The 18,254-nt window shown below is 44.7% G+C and carries 15 protein-coding genes; 10 read left to right on the top strand and 5 right to left on the bottom strand.

What is annotated here, in order from left to right; translation table 11 throughout:
* Positions 1–83 precede the first annotated feature (83 nt).
* The 3 genes from acnA to icd are packed head-to-tail and all read left to right on the top strand — an operon-like array spanning position 84 to position 5,066.
* Positions 84–2,747: an aconitate hydratase AcnA gene (gene acnA / locus J1C81_RS08335; RefSeq protein ID WP_002915663.1), complete on the top strand. Its 2,664-nt coding sequence runs from the start codon at positions 84–86 to the stop codon at positions 2,745–2,747.
* A gap of 2 nt (positions 2,748–2,749) precedes the next feature.
* A complete protein-coding gene (locus tag J1C81_RS08330; protein ID WP_002915662.1) occupies positions 2,750–3,868 on the top strand; it encodes a citrate synthase in 1,119 nt (372 codons plus the stop codon).
* The gene (gene icd / locus J1C81_RS08325) at positions 3,855–5,066 is read left to right on the top strand and encodes an NADP-dependent isocitrate dehydrogenase (RefSeq protein WP_002915661.1); all 1,212 of its coding nucleotides are present in this window, start codon (positions 3,855–3,857) and stop codon (positions 5,064–5,066) included. The genes J1C81_RS08330 and icd overlap by 14 nt, the downstream gene beginning before the upstream one ends.
* Positions 5,067–5,102: 36 nt before the next feature.
* Here icd and J1C81_RS08320 read toward each other — a convergent pair whose 3' ends face one another.
* Positions 5,103–5,501, bottom strand: coding sequence for a hypothetical protein (locus tag J1C81_RS08320; RefSeq protein ID WP_002915660.1), 399 nt, complete (start codon positions 5,499–5,501; stop codon positions 5,103–5,105).
* A gap of 357 nt (positions 5,502–5,858) precedes the next feature.
* On the opposite strand from J1C81_RS08320, the gene J1C81_RS08315 reads away from it, so the two are divergent.
* The 3 genes from J1C81_RS08315 (at position 5,859) to J1C81_RS08305 (ending at position 9,285) form a co-directional block, all read left to right on the top strand.
* Entirely contained in the window at positions 5,859–7,430 is a 1,572-nt protein-coding gene (locus J1C81_RS08315; protein WP_002915658.1) for a DEAD/DEAH box helicase, read from the top strand.
* A 390-nt stretch (positions 7,431–7,820) separates the two neighbouring features.
* Positions 7,821–8,567, top strand: a complete 747-nt coding sequence (locus tag J1C81_RS08310; protein WP_002915657.1) for a DeoR/GlpR family DNA-binding transcription regulator — start codon at positions 7,821–7,823, stop codon at positions 8,565–8,567.
* A gap of 184 nt (positions 8,568–8,751) precedes the next feature.
* Positions 8,752–9,285, top strand: a complete 534-nt coding sequence (locus J1C81_RS08305; protein ID WP_002915656.1) for an isoprenylcysteine carboxyl methyltransferase family protein — start codon at positions 8,752–8,754, stop codon at positions 9,283–9,285.
* A gap of 44 nt (positions 9,286–9,329) precedes the next feature.
* Here J1C81_RS08305 and J1C81_RS08300 read toward each other — a convergent pair whose 3' ends face one another.
* From J1C81_RS08300 to J1C81_RS08285, 4 genes are all read right to left on the bottom strand, one after another.
* A complete protein-coding gene (locus tag J1C81_RS08300; RefSeq protein ID WP_002915655.1) occupies positions 9,330–10,196 on the bottom strand; it encodes a DapH/DapD/GlmU-related protein in 867 nt (288 codons plus the stop codon).
* A complete protein-coding gene (locus J1C81_RS08295; protein WP_002915654.1) occupies positions 10,189–10,452 on the bottom strand; it encodes a GIY-YIG nuclease family protein in 264 nt (87 codons plus the stop codon). Before J1C81_RS08295 ends, J1C81_RS08300 begins: the two co-directional genes overlap by 8 nt.
* Entirely contained in the window at positions 10,442–11,188 is a 747-nt protein-coding gene (locus J1C81_RS08290; protein WP_002915653.1) for a tRNA1(Val) (adenine(37)-N6)-methyltransferase, read from the bottom strand. The genes J1C81_RS08295 and J1C81_RS08290 overlap by 11 nt, the downstream gene beginning before the upstream one ends.
* Positions 11,189–11,317: 129 nt before the next feature.
* On the bottom strand, positions 11,318–13,657 hold the full coding sequence (locus tag J1C81_RS08285; RefSeq protein ID WP_002915652.1) for a cation-translocating P-type ATPase: 2,340 nt from the start codon (positions 13,655–13,657) through the stop codon (positions 11,318–11,320).
* A 157-nt stretch (positions 13,658–13,814) separates the two neighbouring features.
* On the opposite strand from J1C81_RS08285, the gene J1C81_RS08280 reads away from it, so the two are divergent.
* From J1C81_RS08280 to J1C81_RS08265, 4 genes are all read left to right on the top strand, one after another.
* Positions 13,815–14,555 carry a lysophospholipid acyltransferase family protein gene (locus tag J1C81_RS08280; protein ID WP_002896089.1) on the top strand — a complete coding sequence of 247 codons (741 nt, stop codon included), beginning with the start codon at positions 13,815–13,817 and terminating at the stop codon, positions 14,553–14,555.
* 72 nt (positions 14,556–14,627) lie between these two features.
* Positions 14,628–15,176 (top strand): HXXEE domain-containing protein, encoded by a 549-nt coding sequence (locus J1C81_RS08275; RefSeq protein WP_002915651.1) that lies wholly within the window; start codon positions 14,628–14,630, stop codon positions 15,174–15,176.
* A 147-nt stretch (positions 15,177–15,323) separates the two neighbouring features.
* Entirely contained in the window at positions 15,324–16,004 is a 681-nt protein-coding gene (locus J1C81_RS08270) for a helix-hairpin-helix domain-containing protein (protein WP_032909749.1), read from the top strand.
* A complete protein-coding gene (locus tag J1C81_RS08265; protein ID WP_002915649.1) occupies positions 15,988–18,228 on the top strand; it encodes a DNA internalization-related competence protein ComEC/Rec2 in 2,241 nt (746 codons plus the stop codon). Before J1C81_RS08270 ends, J1C81_RS08265 begins: the two co-directional genes overlap by 17 nt.
* Positions 18,229–18,254 lie beyond the last annotated feature (26 nt).

The following is an 18,254-nucleotide window of genomic DNA, read 5'->3' as shown; positions in this document are numbered from 1 at the left end:
CATAAAAATTATAATTTTTATTGCATAAATTTTCATAATAAAGTATAATATAAAACAATTTAAAATAAGTGAGGGGTAGAAATATGGCAGAATACCTAAGCAATTTAAATTATAAAGGCAAATCATACCAATATACAGACCTTGGAAAAGCCTCAGCTCTACTAGGAGGGGATATAGAAGGACTTCCTTATTCTATACGAATATTATTAGAAAGTGTTCTCCGTAAGGAAGATGGTATTGACGTAACAAAAGATAACATTATCTCTTTGATACATTATCAAGCTAAATCACCAAGTGGAGAAGTTCCTTTTAAGCCTAGTCGAGTCATTCTCCAGGATTTTACAGGTGTTCCTGTCGTGGTGGATTTGGCTAGTATGCGCGATGCTATTGTCGGGCAGGGAGGTCAGGCCAATCAGATTAATCCAGAGATTCCGGTCGATTTAGTCATTGACCACAGTGTTCAGGTGGACTTTTATGGCTGTGATACAGCTCTAGAGGCCAATATGACCCAAGAGTTTGTCCGCAATAATGAGCGCTACGAATTTCTCAAGTGGGCAGAAAAATCATTTGATAATTATCGAGCAGTTCCTCCTGCTACGGGGATTATCCATCAGGTCAATATCGAGTTTCTCAGTGATGTCATCATTGAAAAGGATGGCCAACTCTATCCGGACAGTATGTTTGGGACGGACAGTCATACGACCATGATCAATGGGATTGGTGTTCTGGGCTGGGGAGTCGGTGGGATTGAGGCTGAGGCTGCCATGTTAGGTGAGGCTTCTTATTTCCCAGTTCCTGAGGTGATTGGTGTTCGTCTATTGGGCAAGCTGCCTAAGATTGCGACTGCGACAGATTTGGCTTTAAAGGTCACGCAAATCTTGCGGCAGGAAAATGTTGTTGGCAAATTTGTCGAGTTCTTTGGGCCTGGTTTGTCTAATCTAAGCCTGGCTGACCGGGCAACAGTGGCTAATATGGCGCCGGAATACGGAGCTACCTGTGGTTATTTTCCGATAGATGAGGAAACGCTCAATTACATGCGTCTGACCAATCGATCAGAAGATCATATCGAGCTGACCCGTCTCTATGCTCAAAAAAATCACCTCTTCTATGATGAAAGAGTTGAGCCGATTTATACCAAGGTAGTTGAAATTGATTTGTCTGGCATTGTGCCGAGCATCTCAGGACCCAAGCGGCCCCAAGATCTAATTGAATTAACAGCTGCTAAAGAGGAGTTTCAAGCTAGTCTAGTAAGAGAAGCGGGGGTCCGAGGCTTTGGTCTAGATGAGAGCGAGCTGGAAAAGTCTGCAGTAGTTCAATTTTCTGACCATGAGGAGATGATTAAAACGGGTCATGTGGCTATCGCTGCCATTACTAGCTGTACCAATACATCTAATCCCTATGTCCTGATGGCGGCAGGACTTTTAGCCAAGAAAGCAGTAGAAAAAGGCTTACGAGTTTCAAAGACTGTCAAGACTTCTTTAGCACCGGGCAGCAAGGTGGTCACAGGTTATCTCAAGAAAAGTGGTCTGCAAACTTATCTGGATCAGCTTGGTTTCAATGTTGTTGGCTATGGCTGCACTACTTGTATTGGAAATTCAGGCAATCTCCGACCGGAAGTGGCTCAGGCGATTACGGATACTGACTTGCTGGCTAGTGCTGTTCTTTCAGGCAATCGCAATTTCGAAGGTCGGATCAATCCATTGGTCAAGGCCAATTTCCTAGCTAGTCCGCCCTTGGTGGTTGCCTATGCTCTGGCTGGAAATACCAATATCGATCTGACCAGCGATCCGTTGGGTTATGATCAAAAGGGGCAGCCTGTCTATTTGATGGATTTGATGCCGGAGCACGACTTGGTTGCTGATTATGTTCAAAAATATGTGACGCGCCAGCTTTTTGAAAAAGAATATGCTCATATGTTTGACGACAATGAAAAATGGAATCAGATTCCGACAGCCTCTTCTCAAAATTATCAGTGGAATCAGGCTTCTACCTATATCCAAAATCCACCTTATTTTGATGGCTTAGCTGATGATTTAGTCATTCAGCCACTGAAAAATCTTGCAGTGCTGGCAAAATTTGGGGATACGGTGACGACAGACCATATCTCCCCAGCAGGAAATATTGCCAGAAACAGCCCAGCAGCTTCCTATTTGATGGAGCATGGAGTGGATTACCAAGAGTTTAATTCCTATGGCAGCCGTCGGGGCAATCATGAGGTCATGATGCGGGGGACTTTTGCCAATATTCGGATTAAAAATGAATTGGCGGATGGGAAAATTGGTGGTTACACAGATTATAAAGGAGAGTTGCTATCCATTTATGAAGCGGCCATGCGTTACAAAGAAGAGCAAATTGACACCATTGTCCTAGCTGGCAAAGACTATGGTATGGGGTCCAGCCGTGATTGGGCAGCCAAGGGGGCTAATCTTTTGGGTGTCAAGGTGGTGCTGGCAGAGAGTTTTGAGCGGATCCACCGGTCCAATCTGGTCATGATGGGGATTCTTCCTCTACAGTATCTAGAGGGTGAAAATGCGGATAGTCTAGGCTTAACAGGCAAGGAGACTTTCGATATTAATCTGCCACAGAACCCACAAGTTGGCCAGTTAGTTGACGTGGTGGCTAGGAAGGGTGCTGAAGAAATAGCTTTTCAAGCTCGGCTACGTTTTGATGCAGAGGCGGATATTCGTTACTATGAAAATGGGGGGATTTTGCCCATGGTCGTTAGAAAGAAATTAGAGGAGGTGTGAGCATGAGTCAGACGGACGGTTTGAAAGATACCATTGCCTGTGACACCAGGATTAGCCAGATTGTGGATGATTCTTTGTCTTATGCAGGCTACAATATTTCTGAATTGGTAGAGCACCATGCCAGTTTTGAAGAGGTGATTTACCTGCTCTGGCATTTGCATTTGCCGACTCAAATTGAGCTCAAGCATTTTGAGGAAGATCTGCGAGCTAATTATGCTATTAGTGATGCGGTGGAGCAGTGCATCCTTATCCAGTCCCGCAAGCATCTTCATCCCATGAGTGTCTTGCGCTCAACGGTCAGTCTTCTGGGTGTTTATAATGTCCATGCTGAGGAAGCTTCTCTAGAAGCAACCTATGAGCAGAGCATCCAGCTTATGGCAAAGATGCCGACCATTATTGCGGCTTTTGCCAGACTGAGATTGGGTCAGACTCCGATAGAGCCGCGGGAGGATTTAGGTTTTGCGGCTAATTTCCTCTATATGCTCAAAGGACGAGAAGCTAGTGAGCTTGAAGTCAAAGCCTTTAACTGCGCCTTGGTGCTCCATGCCGACCATGAACTCAATGCATCAACTTTTGCAGCTCGAGTCTGCGCCTCAACCTTGACCGATATTTATTCCTGCGTGACAGCAGCTGTTGGAGCGCTCAAGGGCTCGCTTCATGGCGGTGCTAATGAATGTGTCTTTGATATGCTGAAAGAGATCAGAGAGGAAGGGGATTGTCAGGCCTACCTAGACCGCAAGTTGGCCTCTCACGAGAAGATTATGGGCTTTGGCCATCGAGTTTACAAGACTCAAGATCCGCGTGAAAAATACCTGCGACAAATGGCCAAAGACTTGACGCAGGGAACTAAGGATGAGGTCTGGTACCAGCTTTCAGTGGAAATTGAAGCCTATATGAAGCATACCAAGCACCTCATACCGAATGTCGATTTTTATTCGGCTACGGTTTACCATGTGTTGGGCATTGACAGCAGTATCTATACCCTGATTTTTGCCATGAGTCGGGTGGCTGGCTGGATTGCCCATATTCAGGAACAGCGCAAGAACAATAAGCTGATTCGGCCACGTTCTAACTATATTGGTGCTCAAGGTTTGGAGTATCTTCCTATTGGAAGGAGATAAAATGGCAGATAAGATTTTGTTTGAGAATGGGCGCTTGCTGGTACCGGATGCTCCTATTATTCCTTACATCCAAGGTGATGGGATTGGGATTGATATCTGGCGAAATGCCCAGCTGGTCTTTGATAAGGCAGTGGAAAAGGCTTATGGTGGCCAGAGAAAAGTTGTTTGGAAGGAAGTTTTGGCTGGGAAAAAAGCGGCAGACCTGACGGGTGACTGGCTACCGGATGAAACACTGACAACGATTAAGAGCCATCTAGTGGCTATTAAGGGACCACTAGAAACCCCAGTCGGAGAAGGGATTCGTTCGCTGAATGTCGCGCTGAGACAGGAGTTGGATCTCTATGCTTGCCTGCGGCCGGTTCGTTATTTCAAGGGAGTTCCCAGTCCGCTCAAGCACCCAGAGAAGACAGATATCACGATTTTTCGGGAAAATACAGAAGACATCTATGCAGGGATCGAGTGGGAGAGTGGAACGGCTGAAGTCCAAAAAGTTATCGATTTCCTGCAGAAGGATATGCAGGTTGACAAGATTCGCTTCCCAGAAAGCTCTGCTATAGGGATCAAGCCTATCTCTAAGCAGGGCAGTGAGCGGCTGATACGGGCGGCTATTGACTATGCGCTAGCCAAAGGCCTGACGCGGGTAACACTGGTCCACAAGGGCAATATCCAGAAATTTACAGAGGGTGGTTTTCGGAAATGGGGCTATGAACTAGCTCAAAGAGAGTATGCGGACGAGCTGGCTTCTGGAAAACTAATCATCCAGGATGTCATTGCGGATAATTTTCTGCAACAGATTTTGCTCTATCCCGAGAAATTTGATGTTGTTGCCTTGACCAATCTAAATGGTGACTATGCCAGCGATGCCTTGGCTGCTCAGGTGGGCGGGATTGGTATTGCGCCAGGAGCCAATATCAATTACGAGACTGGTCATGCTATTTTTGAAGCTACTCACGGAACGGCGCCAGATATAGCGGGTCAAAATAAGGCTAATCCTTGTTCACTTCTCTTATCAGGGGCCATGCTCTTTGATTACATTGGTTGGCCGGAGGTCTCTCATCTCCTGACTAAGGCCATTGAGAAGGCTCTCTTTGAGCAAAAAGTGACAGGGGATTTTGCCAGTCATCTGGAAGGAGTAGCAGCCTTGACCACTGGTCAATTTGCCGAGGAGCTGCTGGCTAATATAGAAAAGTGCTCATAGTGAAGAAAAAAGCGATGAGGAAACTGCCTATCTAATCTAGACGGTCTCTTCATCACTTTTTTGTCTTTTTCGATATTCCAGTCCCCAGCCGATGATCCAGCAGAAGACGAGCAGATAATTTTCAATCCAGCCTAGTAGATTGGCTTGATTCGCCTTTTCCAGATGGCCTAGCAGATGGTTGGTGCCAAAGCCCAGCCCGCCCAGAATCAGTGCTATCAGGGTCATACGCAGATAGAACCAATCATACTTTATGTTGGTGGCAATGACTAAAGGCAGAATAGCCAGATTCCAGAAACCAATTTCCCGCTGCCAGTAGGGAGCTAGACCATAGATGGACTCATTGCCCAAGAGCTGGGGCTGGAAAATCTGGATTGTAGCTGCGCCCAGCATAGCTAAGATTAGTAAAATGAAAATCACTCGTAAAAATTTATTCATACCTGTCTCCTTTCTTCTTTGTAGATTATAATGTTTTTGAAAATGATTTTCAAGTTTTCATTTTTTACAAAAGAAATCTCTAATAAAATATTTTACAGGCAAGTCCTATCTTTTTAGGTACTTTTGTGGTATACTAGATTAGTTGCAGAAATACAGTTTTTCTATTCAGTGGGAACTAGCGACCGAGTCGGCGCTTTTTTAGTGCCTAGACTTGAGAGACCATATTTATGAAGAGAAGAGCGAATACTCTCAGAAAATCGAGATTTAGCAAGGGAAAAGCACTTGCTATGTTTCGATAGTTGAGTATCAAAAGCCTTATAAGGTGGCTTCGCACCGCCTTTAGAAAGAAGAAGAACATTGAAATTTAATGAATTACATTTATCTACTGAATTACTAGCAGAGATTGAAAAAGCTGGCTTTGTAGAAGCAAGCCCTATTCAAGAGCAGACAATTCCACTTGCTATGGCAGGTAAGGATGTCATTGGTCAGGCCCAGACAGGGACAGGAAAGACAGCGGCCTTTGGCTTCCCAACTCTGGAGAAGATTGATACAGATAATCCTGCTGTGCAGGCTTTGATTATTGCTCCAACCCGTGAATTGGCTGTGCAGAGTCAGGAAGAGCTTTTCCGTTTTGGCCGCAGCAAGGGTGTCAAGGTGCGTTCTGTCTACGGTGGCTCCAGCATCGAAAAGCAAATCAAGGCTCTCAAGTCTGGTGCTCATATCGTCGTAGGAACACCTGGTCGTCTCTTGGACTTGATCAAACGCAAGGCTCTTAAGCTGAATCAGATTGAAACCTTAATCTTGGACGAAGCGGACGAAATGCTTAACATGGGCTTTTTGGAAGACATTGAGTCTATCATTTCCCGTGTGCCAGAAGAACGTCAGACCTTGCTTTTTTCAGCGACCATGCCGGATGCTATCAAGCGTATCGGTGTCAAGTTCATGAAGGAGCCTGAGCATGTCAAGATTGCTGCTAAAGAGCTGACAACGGAGCTGGTAGACCAGTATTATATCCGTGTCAAAGAAAATGAAAAATTTGATACCATGACCCGCCTGATGGATGTGGAGCAGCCAGAGCTGTCTATCGTCTTTGGGCGGACCAAGCGCCGGGTCGATGAGCTGACTCGCGGTCTGAAAATCCGTGGTTTCCGAGCAGAGGGTATCCATGGTGACTTGGATCAAGGCAAGCGCCTCCGCGTCCTCCGCGACTTTAAAAACGGCAACCTGGATGTCTTGGTGGCGACAGATGTGGCTGCGCGTGGATTGGACATTTCTGGTGTGACACATGTCTACAACTATGATATTCCGCAGGATCCAGAAAGCTATGTTCACCGGATTGGTCGAACTGGTCGAGCTGGTAAGTCAGGTCAGTCCATCACTTTTGTTGCGCCAAATGAAATGGGCTATCTGCAGATTATCGAAAATCTGACCAAGAAGCGCATGAAAGGCCTCAAGCCAGCGACTGCAGAGGAAGCTTTCCAAGCTAAGAAAAAAGTTGCTCTTAAGAAGATTGAACGCGATTTTGCGGATGAAAGCATCCGTTCTAACTTTGAGAAATTTGGCAAGGATGCCCGCAAGCTAGCAGCAGAATTCAGTCCGGAAGAGCTGGCTATGTATATCCTCAGCTTGACGGTGCAGGATCCAGATGCTCTTCCTGAAGTAGAAATTGCCCGTGAAAAACCATTGCCATTTAAACCGTCTGGCGGTGGCTTTGGCGGAAAAGGCAAGGGCAGTCGTGGCGGAAATAGCAACCGTCGCAGCAATGACAACCGCCGTGACCGAGGTGGCCGTCGCGATCAATTTAAGAAAGGTCGCAAAGACGAGCGTTTTGACAAAGAAAATCGCTACCGCAAGGACCACAAGAAGCCACGCAATACTTCTAGCGAAAAGAAAACCGGCTTTGTTATCCGTAACAAGGGTGATAAATAAAGCGAGGTGTTAACTGGAGTTGACGACAATTTTAGCGTTGAGAGAGAATGCAAGTTCTCTCTTTTTTGTTTGTTTGTTCAATAAATCTTCTTATTCTCAGCCATGTAAAAATATAAGTCTGAGTCAATGTAGTTTCCTTAAGCGTGCTAATTTAACTTGTCCTGTTTATCAAAGTAAATTATAGCCCCCTTATTTCTGCTGTGAACAGTTCTTGGTCTTCTTGCTATAGAACAGGATTTGAACTATTTCAACTAATTTCGACATCAAAATTCAACATATCAGCTATTTAAAATAAAAAAATTCACAAATCTTTGTTTATATGCTGGAACTGTTGTATAATAAGGTGAAGGTGAGTCTGTAAGAAATTCAGGAGCAAAAGGAGAATGTAAAATGAAAGAAAGTAGACATAGAATCATTCTGCAAGAACTGGATCAAACAGGTGTGGTTGCTGTGAAAAACCTCAAAGAAATGCTGGGCGTTACGGATATGACTATCCGTCGAGATTTGATTGACTTGGAGAAGCAGGGCATGCTGACCCGAGTTCATGGCGGAGCCCATAAGAAGGTCAAAAATGCTCTCAACGAGATTTCCCATTCAGAAAAGCAAATGCTGAATGTTGAGGAGAAGAAGCAGATTGCCCGTAAATGTGCGGATTTGATTGCTGACGGGGATACAGTCTTTATTGGGTCAGGCACCACAACGGATTTTATCGGAGACTATTTGGATGGCAAAAATATCAGCATCGTCACCAATTCGCTGCCAATTTTTGAAAAGTTAAAAGAAAGAGCCAATTTAGATTTAATTCTGATTGGCGGACGCTATCGGGCTAAGACTCAAACCTTTGTTGGTCAGTTTGCCAATAATCTTTTGAAAGAAATCAAGGTTTCTAAGGCCTTTATTGGGGCGAATGGCATTGACGGTCATAATGTTACGACCAGCAATGAAGAGGAAGGCAACGGAGATGCGATTATCCTTAACAATGCTATCAGCAAATATATTGTAGCTGATAACAGCAAGTTTGATAGCTATTCTTTCTATTCTTTTTACCGGCTGGACAACCTTAGTGCTGTTGTGACAGACGACAATATTGCTACAAAAGTCAAGGAAAAATACAGCACCTATGTTGAAATTCTGTGATGTCTGACCGGTAAAAGAAACTTGCTTCAAATAAATATTTTATAGAGGTTGTGACTGGGATTTTGTCTAGAAATTCTAGTCGCAGCTTTTTTAATATCTTGGTCGATTTTTGTAAACAATAGTCTTGACTTTGCTGCAGAATTCCTTATATAATAAAATGTATTATTAAATTTTAGGAGGTCTTATGACAATCAATATAGTGATTTTTGTGGCTGTGTCGCTTTTTCGTTTGGTGTTTTTGAGGAAATCCTCTCAGAATGAGCAGGATATTCTGGCCAAGGGTGGCATGGAGTACGGGGTGAAAAACTCAAATATTATGAAGTACCTGCACATGCTTTTTTATGCGGTCTGCTTTTTGGAATTGCTGCTGAAAAAGCCAGCTTTTGACTTGGTGAGTCTATTGGGAGCTGTCTTGTTGCTCTTTTCTATGTTTATGCTCTACCTTGTTGCCAAGCTCTTGGGACCAGTTTGGACCATCAAGCTTATGCTGGTTAAGGATCATAAGTTTGTTGACCACTGGCTCTTTCGCAATGTCAAACACCCTAATTATTTCCTGAATGTTGTACCAGAATTGGTGGGCTTGGCTCTGCTCAGTCATGCTTACTTTGCTCTTTTCATCCTCTTTCCGCTCTACTGTATCACCCTCTATGTCCGTATCAAGGAAGAAGAGCAGTTACTCAAGGAAGTTATCATTCCAAATGGCATTGCTGGTGAATAAAATTAATAAAATGCATATCGACTGCAAAAGAAAGGCTAGGATGTTTATGTCCTAGCCTTGTCTTGCATTAATTTTCGTATTTCATCAGCCATTTGCTGGGGTTGGTTCGCTTCAAAAAGTAAAGTATTTTCTTCAGGCTGGTGGGCAGTTTGGCTGAAAGCCAAAACTGGCTTCCCCTTGCTGATAGCCCTTTGGACAATTTGGTCGACCTCTCCCCAGTGATTGATATCCAAGTAAATATCCGCCCTATCAAGCAAATCTTCTATAAAGTCATCCTGGTGAATATTGGTGTAGAGGTTGATATTGGGATAGTCATTAAAGCTGGCTAAGTAAGGAGAAATATTGGTCTTAGCAGCAATATGAAATTCCAAGTCTGGCAGATTTTCTGCTAAATAAGCCAATTGTTCCAAGGTATCAGAAGCTGTCAGCGTGAAGGCATGAAAATTGCCCTGTGGACGCTCCTTAATGATAAGCTCTTCCTTGCTCATGGCGATAGAGTTGCTGGGAATATCTTGGAAAATCAAGCTGTTGGCTCCAATGATGACATTATCACCAATGGTCACACCTTTGAGAATCACAGTATTGGCCCCAATCCAGCAGTTAGCTCCGATCTTGACTGGCGCAACAGTAAAATCAATCTTCTCAATGTGATAATTAGAATACTGATGATTATGGTCAAAAATGCGGACCCCATCGCCAAACATGGTGTCCTTGCCGATTTCGATAGAGTGCTGACAGCGGACAGTACAATGGTCGTTAAAGAAAACCCGGGTTCCTAGCTTGAGTTGTGCGCCACTTGCTACATTGAGGCTGGTAAAAGATTGGAAGATGACATCTTGACCGATATCGAGCTGGCTGTCTGGGGAAATTTCGATATGATGAAAGTCGCCTTTAAACTGGATTTCAGGCATTTTGAGTCCTTTCTTTGATGTAAGCCAGTTTGGCTCGTCTAGTTTTCTTCTTAAAGAGTGCTTCAGCCGACATGGCAGCCGGCTTGCTAGGGTGTTCTTCTTGGTAAAGTAAGGTAACTGGCAGGCGAGCACGGGTGTACTTGGCTCCTTTGCCAGCTTGATGTTTTTTGAGTCGGGCTTGGACATTCGTTGTGTAGCCGGTATAGAGGGAGCCGTCCCCGCATTCAAGCACGTACATATATGCTTTATTTTCCATAGTAAATCTCGTGAATCTCCGGAGTGTAGCTGCCGTCCTGATTGTGAATAAAGAGAGGGGGCAGGATTTTTAGACCGTCGCGGGAACCATCTTTAATAGCTTCGATAAGCAGCATATTGGCCTCTTTACCCAGCTTTGGATAGACAAACTGGATGCGCTTGGGAGCCAGGTTGTGGGCTTGCATGGTATCTAAAATATCTAAAAAGCGTTCTGGTCGATGAACCATGGCCAACCGACCATTGGATTTGAGGACTCGCTGGGCAATCTTGCAAATCTCTTCCAGATTGGTTGAGATTTCATGGCGGGCTAAAAGGTAGTGCTGGCTTTCGTTTAGATTGGATTGCTTGTCAACCTTGAAATATGGGGGATTGCAGAGAATCATATCAACCTTGCTGCCAGTGATATAGCGTCCTAGATTTTTCAGATCATCCTGGATGACTTGCATTTGCTGGGTCAAGTCATTGAGCTCAATGGAGCGCTCGGCCATGTCTGCCAGGCGTTCCTGGATCTCGACGGCCAAAATCTGAGCCTTAGTGCGAGTGCTGGCAAAAAGTCCGACGGCACCATTTCCAGCACAGAGATCAACAATCAACCCCCTCTGAGGCAGCTTAGGAAAGCGGGAAAGCAGCACGCTGTCTACCGAGTAGCTGAAGACCTCACTATTTTGAATAATCTTGACATCCGTCGAAAAGAGCTGGTTGACTCGTTCTCCGTCTTTTAGTTTTGCTTCGTTCATAAGTCAATTATAGCATGATTTAGCAAGGATTCCAAAGGGATATGGGAAGTTTTTGCACAATCAAAAAAACATGCGAGGATTCTCACATGTTTCCATGAGCTTAAATGCTGATTCTATTTTAGCTAGCCCTTAATCAAATCTGTATTTCTGCTTGATGGTGCAGGCAACAAAGACAAGTCCGAAAATGACCATGAGAATCAGATAGACTGGCAAAGTTGCGGCTGTCAGCGTTGCAATTTCCAAAAGGTGCTGCAGGACAAAGGCTGACAGATAGAAGCCAAAGACAGAAAAGATAATGAGCAGGCTGCGCCAGAGGTTGAGTGGCAGACAGGCCCTAATGACGGACAGGAAGCTGATGCTGCCTAGCAAGTAGTAGGTCAGGGTGGACATTTCTATGTCACTCCAGCCATGGCTGCTGCCCCAGATGCGGACAAATAGCACGCTGAAGACAATCATGAGGGAGCTTGGCAGAGCCAGCTGCAGGGAGCGTTTGAGGAAGTGCTTTTCAACCGGCTTAATATTGCGCTCAAAGGTGAGGACAAAGGGTGGGAAACCTTCGACAAACTGGTCAATCAAGGTGATTTGAATCGGGATGAATGGGAAAATCAAGAGGTATTCGGATTTTCCTAGCAGGATACTGGCGATACAGATGATAGCCAGGATAAAGGAATAGATGGTCTTGATGAAGAAAATCGGAGCAATCCGGCCGATATTGTTAACAACTCGGCGGCCTTCAAAAAGAATCTCAGGGACATCGTTAAAGTCGGAGTTAAGAAGGACCAAGTTGGCAATTTGCCGAGTTGCGGGGTCTCCCTCGGCCATGACGATGGAACAGTCTGCTTCACGTAAGGCCAAGATATCATTAACACCATCTCCCGTCATGGCTGTTGTCCGACCAGCGGCTTTAAGAGTCTGGATGAGCAGCTTCTTCTGATGGGGAGAAACACGGCCAAAGATGGCTGTTTCTTCTGCTTGCTCAACCAGTTCTTGGTCGCTGATTTTAGAGCAGTCGATGTAGCTGTCGTAGTTGGCAAATCCAGCCTGGCTCGCAATATGGGAAACGGTCACAGGATTGTCACCAGAGATGATTTTCAGATCAACATCCTGAGAACGCAGATAGTCCAGTGTCTCAGCCGCTCCCTCACGAATAGGGTCGGTGATTTCCAGAACAGCCAGAGCAGTCATATCTTCAGGCAGACGGATGCTGTGTTTGTCTAGCACTTGGTCGCTGTGAGCCAGCACCAAAACCCGCGATCCGCGTTTTTGAGCCTCTCCAACCGCTGCAGGATTGCTGTCCAGCAGTATTTCGGGAGCCCCCAGAAAGATAGTTCCGACACTGGATAAGTGCATAGCGCCCCATTTTCGGTCACTAGAAAATGGAATAACATTGTCGCTAGTATAGGTGTGCTCCAGGTGGCCGTATCCCTTGCGGATAGCCTGGGCTGTTGGGTTATTATCCTCGCTGGTTTGGATGTAGGCTGCTAAGATTTGACCGACGGTCTCATCAGAAAACTTATCTGACAGGCTATGCAAGGCTTCAACAGTCATCTTACCTTGAGTAATTGTACCGGTCTTGTCCAGGCAGAGAGTGTCCACCCGAGCCAGCGTCTCAACAGAATACATTTCCTGAACAAGGACCTTGCGCATGCCTAGCTTGATGACAGCTGTCAGGAGTGACGTGACTGTTAGCAGGGCGATTCCCTTAGGCAGCATACCCAAAAGAGCTGTCGAGCTGGTAATGACAGAGTTCTTGACAGGCAGGCCCTTTATCATCAGGGCTTCAAAGAAGAGAGCCATTCCGAAAGGAATGATGATTTTTCCGGTAAAGCGGGAAATTTTCCCAAGATTGTAAAGAATGCGCGAGTTGATAGGCTTGAGGGTTTTAGCCTCAGTCATAAGCTTGTTGGCATAGTTATCTGCGCCGACATGGTGCACCTCAGCATAGATCTGCCCACTAGCCAGAAAGCTACCAGACAGCAGCTCGGCGCCTTCTTCCTTGAGAACCAAGTCACTCTCCCCTGTCAGCATGGCTTCATTGGCCTCGGCAACACCCTCTACTACACGGGCGTCACTGGGAATTTGCTCGCCGGCTGACAGCTTGATCAGATCACCCAGTACAATTTCTTCTGGCTGAATCTTGACTTCTTGGCCGTCGCGGATGACTGTGACCAGCTCTCGGCTGACCAGATTGAGCTTGTCAATCATGCGTTTGGCTCGCAGTTCCGTAATAATACCAGTGACGGCGTTAAAGCTGATAACAGCGAAGAAGACCAGATTGCTCCAGGCTTGGACAGAGACCAAGGCTAGAGCAATAACAAAGTTAAGGGCATTAAAAAGGGTGAAAACATTCCGCTTAACGATTTGCCAGTTACTAGTGCTGGTGTCACTTGTAAAATCGTTGGTCAAGCCCTGCGAAATCTTTTCATCTACTTGGGTTTGGTTTAAACCAATTAATTCTTTCTTGTTCATGAGATTAATGATACCATTTTTTTATGGAAATGGCTATCAGAATCAGCTGTTACAGCCAAAGTTTGGAAAAATATTGCAGACTATAAGGGTATAGGGTATAATGGGAAAGGATGTAATAAATTTCAAGTACAATCACAGTTTGAAATAAGGAGAGTTTATGTTTTATACTTATTTGCGAGGTTTAGTGATTTTTATCCTGTGGACCTTGAACGGCAATGCGCATTACCACAATAAAGAAAAGATTCCTTCAAAAGATGAAAATTATATCTTGGTTGCCCCTCACCGGACATGGTGGGATCCAGTTTACATGGCTTTTGCGACCAAGCCCAAGCAGTTCATTTTCATGGCCAAGAAACAGCTCTTTGAAAATCGGGTGTTCGGCTGGTGGATTCGCATGTGTGGTGCTTTTCCTATCGACCGGGAAAATCCTGGTCCGTCAGCTATCAAGTACCCTGTTAATATGCTGAAAAAGAGCAATCGTTCTCTGATTATGTTCCCAAGCGGCAGCCGCCATTCTACGGATGTCAAGGGAGGAGTGGCAGTGATTGCTAAGATGGCTAAGGTCCGTATAATGCCAGTAGTCTATGCTGGTCCCATGAGCCTTAAAGGCTTGGCAGCTGGGGAGCGCGTGGATATGAATTTTGGTAATCCAATTGATATTTCAGACATTAAGAAGATGAATGATGAGGGAGTTGAGGAAGTGGCTCGCCGTATTCATTCTGAGTTTGATCGTCTGGATGCTGAAGTGGCCCCTTACCAGACACAAAAGAAAGGCAATATCTTCTTACGGATTTTACGTGCCTTTGTCTTTATTCCTGCTATTTTGATTGGAATTTTGACCATCATTTTCAGCTTTTTTGCTAGCTTTGTCTGGGATCCGGATAAGCACAGAAAATAAGAGACTAATCAGCTTGCTGAGCAATCTTGCTTAGGAGCTGATTTTTGTATGTGAGTGAGTTATAATGTAGGTATGTTTTATAAGGAGGATGCTATGTCTCTTACTTTTTTATCTTTTGTAACCTTATCACTGTTCATGCTGCACGAGTTTGATGAGATTATCCTGGTTCGGCCTTGGATTTCTCAGAATCAAGACCATCAAGGCTATCAAAAGGAGTTGTTCATTGCTGGGAGAGGAAGTTATCTTTCTGCTGAAAGCATTGCTCTGATGATTGCAGAGGAATTTCTACTGGCTTTTATCCTTTTGCTGCTCGCGATACTATTTCGCATTCCCGAGCTGGCTTTGGCTATTGGCTTCTGTCATACCCTCCATCTGCTGGGCCATATCATGCAAGTGTTTCGCTTTCGTCGCTGGGTACCGGGCGGCTTCACAGCTTTGACGACTTTTCCTATACTCACCTTAGTCTTCATCCTTTATCTATGTCAGCAGTCAGTTTCTTGGCCGCTGCTTCTGATTCTAAGCGTGCTTGTGATGGCTTTTCTTTTAGCAAATCTGGCTTTTTTACATAGCAGAGCTCAAAAGATAGAAGCTTGGATATACAGGATAAGCAAAGCAGACTGATATTGCAGCTTCTATTTTTGTCAATGGCCTTTCTATCTATACGACTTCTTGCAAAATAAAGATTTTAAAATATGACAAGCTGAAAATATTCTCGGCTTGTTTTATTTTTTTGAATCTTTTACGAATAAAAAGACAAAGGAGAAAAATATGCTTGAAGAAATTATTGAAAAGCTGAAAGAATACAAGCTCTTTGTCGGTCTGGCAGTAGTTGGCGCTGTGCTAGGTGGTTTTTTCCTCATCAAAGGAAATCATCAACCGCAAAATCAGGTGGCCGCCTTGAGTCAAGAAATAACTTCCTCATCCAGCTCAGCTGATGAAGAGAGTGAAAAAGTTCTTTCTAAGGCCAAGGCGGCCGAAGAGGAGAGTGAGCAAGTCACTGTGGATATTAAAGGCGCAGTTAAGAATCCTGGTGTCTATGAGCTGAGAGCAGGAGCGAGAGTCCATGAAGCCATCCAAAAAGCTGGCGGATTGACAGCAGACGCCGAGGCTAAGTCCATCAATCAGGCACAAAAATTAACGGATGAAGCAGTAGTCTATGTGGCAAAGATTGGTGAAGAAGGAGCCGATGTCACACAGGGTGGCCAGCATCAAGCAGGAGCTTCTGATTCTGCTGGTGCCAGTGGTGGAAAGTCGGACAAGGTCAATCTAAATACGGCGACAGAGGCTGAATTACAGACCATTTCAGGCATCGGACAGAAGCGGGCTTCTGACATCATCGCCTACCGCGAAAGCAATGGCCGCTTCAAGTCAGTAGATGATCTGAAGAAGGTGTCAGGGATTGGAGATAAGACCTTAGAAAAGCTGAAAGAATATGTCACAGTGGATTAAAAAGCTACCTATCGCCCCAATCTATCTGGCTTTCATCCTTGTATGGGCCTATTTTGCAGTCTATTGTGGCAGTTCCTTGGCTTATTTTGGGTTGGGTGTCCTTCTACTTCGTCTCTTTTTCAGCTATTCTCTCAAGAAAAGTCTAGCTGCTTTGGCATTCCTGTCCCTTTTTGTCTTCTTTTTCTTGCTTCGTCGGGGAATAGCAGAGCAGGCCTTTAGGCAGGAACCTCCTTCAGCTAGCTCGGTTCAAGTTTTGCCAGATACGATCAAAGTCAATGGAGATTCCCTATCTTTTCGAGGGCGAGCAAACGATCAACTTTATCAGGTCTTCTACAAGATCAAATCAGCCAATGAAAAGGAAACTTTTCAGCAACTGACAGATTTGGTCGCCCTTGTTATTGAAGGAGAGTTTGAACAGGCCCAGCAGCAACGAAATTTTTCGGGCTTTGACTATCAGGCTTATTTAAAGAGTCAGGGGATTTACCGTACCTTAAAAATCAATAAGATTCAGTCACTAAGACCAATTTCCAGCCTTAATCCACTCGATTGGCTGTCTATCTGGCGCAGAAAAGCGCTGGTCTATATTCGAAATAATTTTCCTAGTCCAATGAGCCATTACATGACAGGACTCTTGTTTGGTGACTTAGATACGGAGTTTGCGGAAATGAGTGACCTGTATTCTAGCTTGGGTATCATCCATTTGTTTGCCTTGTCTGGTATGCAGGTAGGTTTCTTTTTGGATGGCTTTCGCAGAATTCTTCTACGTTTGGGGATGAAGAGGGAGACAGTAAACGCATTGCAGCTGCCTTTTTCATTTATCTACGCTGGACTGACAGGCTTTTCTGTTTCTGTCGTTAGAAGCTTAGTTCAAAAGCTATTGGCTCAGCAAGGACTGACCAGAATGGATAATTTTGCTCTGACACTGATGATTCTCTTTATCCTCATGCCCAATTTTCTTCTGACAGCAGGCGGTGTCTTGTCCTGCGCCTATGCCTTTTTGATTTCTATGATGGATTTTGAAAAGTTGCCGCCGATTCGTAAGCTTTTAGCGGAAAGTCTGACTATTTCATTGGGGATTTTGCCTATACTAATCTACTATTTTTCTGAATTTCAGCCTTGGTCCGTGATTTTAACTTTTTTATTTTCACTACTCTTTGACCTGCTGATGCTACCGGGGTTAACCCTCATTTTTATTTTGTCACCACTTATAAAAATCTCTCAGGTCAATTTTTTCTTTGAGTTACTTGAAGGTGTGATTCGTTGGGTAGCTGACTTTACTCCGCGCCCTTTGATTTTTGGGAAACCCAACCTCTGGTTACTGGCCGCTCTGCTTTTGGTTTTAGCTTTAATCTATGACTTTCGGAGAAAGAAAAGCTGGCTTTTATCTTTTAGTTTGCTTGCTCTTCTTTTATTATTCCTAACAAAGCATCCGCTGCAAAATGAGATTACAGTAGTGGATATTGGTCAAGGTGATAGCATTTTTCTCAGGGACTGGCAGGGCAGGACGATTTTGATTGACGTAGGAGGACGAGTTGAGATAGGAAAAAAGGAGGCTTGGCAGGAGCGACAGACTTCATCCAATGCAGAAAAGACCTTAATCCCCTATCTCAAAAGCCGTGGTGTTGCTAGTCTGGATGTATTGATCCTGACTCATACTGATACCGACCACATGGGTGATATGCTGGAGGTGGCCAAGCATTTTTCTATCAAGGAAATCTATGTTTCTAAAGGAAGTCTGACTCAGCCTGATTTTGTTCAAAAACTGGAGCAGATAGAAAGTTCTGTCCATGTCGTAGAAGTGGGAGATGAGATTCCGGTATTTGACTCAGCTTTGCAGGTTCTCTATCCTAGTGGGACAGGCGACGGTGGAAATGATGATTCGATTGTACTCTACGGGGAGTTCTTTCAGACAAAATTTTTGTTTACAGGTGATTTGGAAAGGCAGGGAGAAATTGAACTGCTGCAGCGATTCCCTCAGCTGACAGCAGATGTCTTAAAAGCAGGACACCATGGTTCCAAAGGATCTTCCAGTCCAGAGTTTTTAGAGCAAATTCAGCCGAAGCTTGCCTTGATATCAGCCGGCCAGAATAATCGTTATCGACATCCGCATCAGGAAACTTTGCAAAGATTTGAGAAGTTTAATACAGCTATCTATCGAACTGACCAGCAGGGGGCCATTCGGTTTACTGGTTGGAATTCCTGGAGGATTGAAACAGTTCGTTGATAGCTGCGCTAAAGATGCCAACTGAT

The organism is Streptococcus sanguinis (assembly GCF_050225395.1).
Classification (GTDB): domain Bacteria; phylum Bacillota; class Bacilli; order Lactobacillales; family Streptococcaceae; genus Streptococcus.
The sequence above is the reverse complement of the archived record's forward strand: the minus strand, read 5'-3'. Positions and strand labels throughout refer to the sequence as shown.

Excerpts from the sequence above, each read along its gene's own strand:
- acnA (WP_002915663.1), top strand. The coding sequence starts at position 84 with ATGGCAGAATACCTAAGCAATTTAAATTATAAAGGCAAATCATACCAA.
- J1C81_RS08330 (WP_002915662.1), top strand. The coding sequence starts at position 2,750 with ATGAGTCAGACGGACGGTTTGAAAGATACCATTGCCTGTGACACCAGG.
- J1C81_RS08320 (WP_002915660.1), bottom strand. The coding sequence starts at position 5,501 with ATGAATAAATTTTTACGAGTGATTTTCATTTTACTAATCTTAGCTATG.
- J1C81_RS08310 (WP_002915657.1), top strand. The coding sequence starts at position 7,821 with ATGAAAGAAAGTAGACATAGAATCATTCTGCAAGAACTGGATCAAACA.
- J1C81_RS08305 (WP_002915656.1), top strand. The coding sequence starts at position 8,752 with ATGACAATCAATATAGTGATTTTTGTGGCTGTGTCGCTTTTTCGTTTG.
- J1C81_RS08300 (WP_002915655.1), bottom strand. The coding sequence starts at position 10,196 with ATGCCTGAAATCCAGTTTAAAGGCGACTTTCATCATATCGAAATTTCC.
- J1C81_RS08295 (WP_002915654.1), bottom strand. The coding sequence starts at position 10,452 with ATGGAAAATAAAGCATATATGTACGTGCTTGAATGCGGGGACGGCTCC.
- J1C81_RS08290 (WP_002915653.1), bottom strand. The coding sequence starts at position 11,188 with ATGAACGAAGCAAAACTAAAAGACGGAGAACGAGTCAACCAGCTCTTT.
- J1C81_RS08285 (WP_002915652.1), bottom strand. The coding sequence starts at position 13,657 with ATGAACAAGAAAGAATTAATTGGTTTAAACCAAACCCAAGTAGATGAA.
- J1C81_RS08280 (WP_002896089.1), top strand. The coding sequence starts at position 13,815 with ATGTTTTATACTTATTTGCGAGGTTTAGTGATTTTTATCCTGTGGACC.
- J1C81_RS08275 (WP_002915651.1), top strand. The coding sequence starts at position 14,628 with ATGTTTTATAAGGAGGATGCTATGTCTCTTACTTTTTTATCTTTTGTA.
- J1C81_RS08270 (WP_032909749.1), top strand. The coding sequence starts at position 15,324 with ATGCTTGAAGAAATTATTGAAAAGCTGAAAGAATACAAGCTCTTTGTC.
- J1C81_RS08265 (WP_002915649.1), top strand. The coding sequence starts at position 15,988 with ATGTCACAGTGGATTAAAAAGCTACCTATCGCCCCAATCTATCTGGCT.